This is a genomic window from Oleiphilus sp. HI0117, assembly GCF_001635235.1.
Genome location: NZ_LWGA01000946.1, coordinates 1 through 1,564 on the forward strand (window position 1 = coordinate 1; position 1,564 = coordinate 1,564).

General features: G+C 41.3%; 3 protein-coding genes. All 3 read right to left on the reverse strand.

Features of this window, described 5'->3' with window-relative positions; genetic code table 11:
* Positions 1–539: SCO family protein (locus A3757_RS16920; RefSeq protein ID WP_082872130.1), on the reverse strand; the 539-nt coding region annotated here is incomplete at its 3' end.
* 3 nt (positions 540–542) lie between these two features.
* Positions 543–1,037, reverse strand: coding sequence for a hypothetical protein (locus A3757_RS16925; RefSeq protein ID WP_068511937.1), 495 nt, complete (start codon positions 1,035–1,037; stop codon positions 543–545).
* Positions 1,030–1,464: a PilZ domain-containing protein gene (locus tag A3757_RS16930; protein ID WP_068511419.1), complete on the reverse strand. Its 435-nt coding sequence runs from the start codon at positions 1,462–1,464 to the stop codon at positions 1,030–1,032. Before A3757_RS16930 ends, A3757_RS16925 begins: the two co-directional genes overlap by 8 nt.
* Positions 1,465–1,564 lie beyond the last annotated feature (100 nt).

Consider the following 1,564-nt stretch of genomic DNA (forward strand, 5'->3'; position numbering starts at 1 on the left):
TCAAGCACTCGCATTAACCTTCCTTGATCATCTAACAAATAGACAAAAGCACTATGATCAACTGTATAGCTATTGCCTTCACCTGCCTTTTCACGACCTGAACGGAAAAAAGTTCCGTAAGCTGAGCTAACCGAAGTAATTTGTTCAACACTCCCACTTAAAGGAATAATATTTGGATGGAAGAATCCGGTGTATTCTTTTAAACGCTTATCATCATCACGATGCGGATCAACCGTTATAAACAATGCGGGGACATCCTTAAAGTCTTCATGACTGCTCAATACATCTCGTATCTTTGACAAACCAACAGGGCATACATCAGGACAGTAAGTGTAGCCGAAATAAAGAATGACAGGATGGCCGCGCAATTGGCCCAGGCTAAATGCTTTACCCTCGTGCAGTAAGTCAAAGTCCCCCGCTTTAAGGTATTTAGCTTTTATATCCCGTTCTATATCTGAAGACATAAAACGCATTGCAAGCACAATAATTGCGATAGAAATGCCGACAAGAAGAATTGTGAAAGGAAGCCTATTTACCATAGCTTAGAGCCCATGCTGAGAAGTCTTAAGATCAAAATCTAAACGAATCGTTTTCCCCTGAAACTCAAAGTTGACAACTAAGCGCCATACCATCTCAGCATCGACCGTACATATTGGAATCATTCCACTTAATAAAAATTCGTTAGCCAACTCAGCTTTGGAGGATAAGAAGTGTTGCCCCATATCCATATCTCGCCCTTCAACCCAAGCAACAAGGTTTGAGAGTTCTGCTCCAGCATTGTTCATTGTATGAAACTTCAACTGGAAACGTTCTAGGGCTTTAATTTCACTAGGACTTACTTGAAGTCTAAGCTCCAAGTCATTGAATAGGTGCAAACGACAGTCATCGGCACTAATATCGCAATCGGAACTAAAATTATAATCAGGCTTTTGGTGCTCGTTGGGTGCACTTTTGTCATACAAGGCAAAAAGAATTAGGCCTAAAAAAACAAGACAAACAAGCAGCGCACCCGTCACATAATCTTTCAGCTTAGCCACCCGGGGCTCCCGCAGTCGAAGAGCTATCTAAGCTACCCTCTGTCGACGCGGCTCTGTCATTTTCGAACCTTCTCAAAATCTGTTCAATTGCAACCAGTTCATCATTAATCTTTAACTTGTCATGCTTAGAGGCAAAACTAAACTCAACACCGTAATTAAATCGGCTATGGTGCTTTTCTTTATATCGAACAAGCCCTTTAAGCAAAGGCAACTCAACTTCTACATCCTCTTTTAACAACTTTAGGGATAGAACTACTTCGTCCCCTAAGTGATAGACCTCGTCAGTCTGAATCCCCATGCCATAACGACTGAAGTCAAAAGGTACAACAGGTATCCATTCCTTTTTAAAAAGGCTTCGTTTAATGTAAACACTAGATTCCAAACGCAACCAATTATGCCGTTCTGTCCGTCGGCGCTCATTTGCCATTATTATTTTCTCATTGATTTGATAGTTGTATCTTATAGGTTACACGGCGCCCTTCGACCTTAACGCCTTCCACAGAATAAGAACTGCTAACCGGTATATT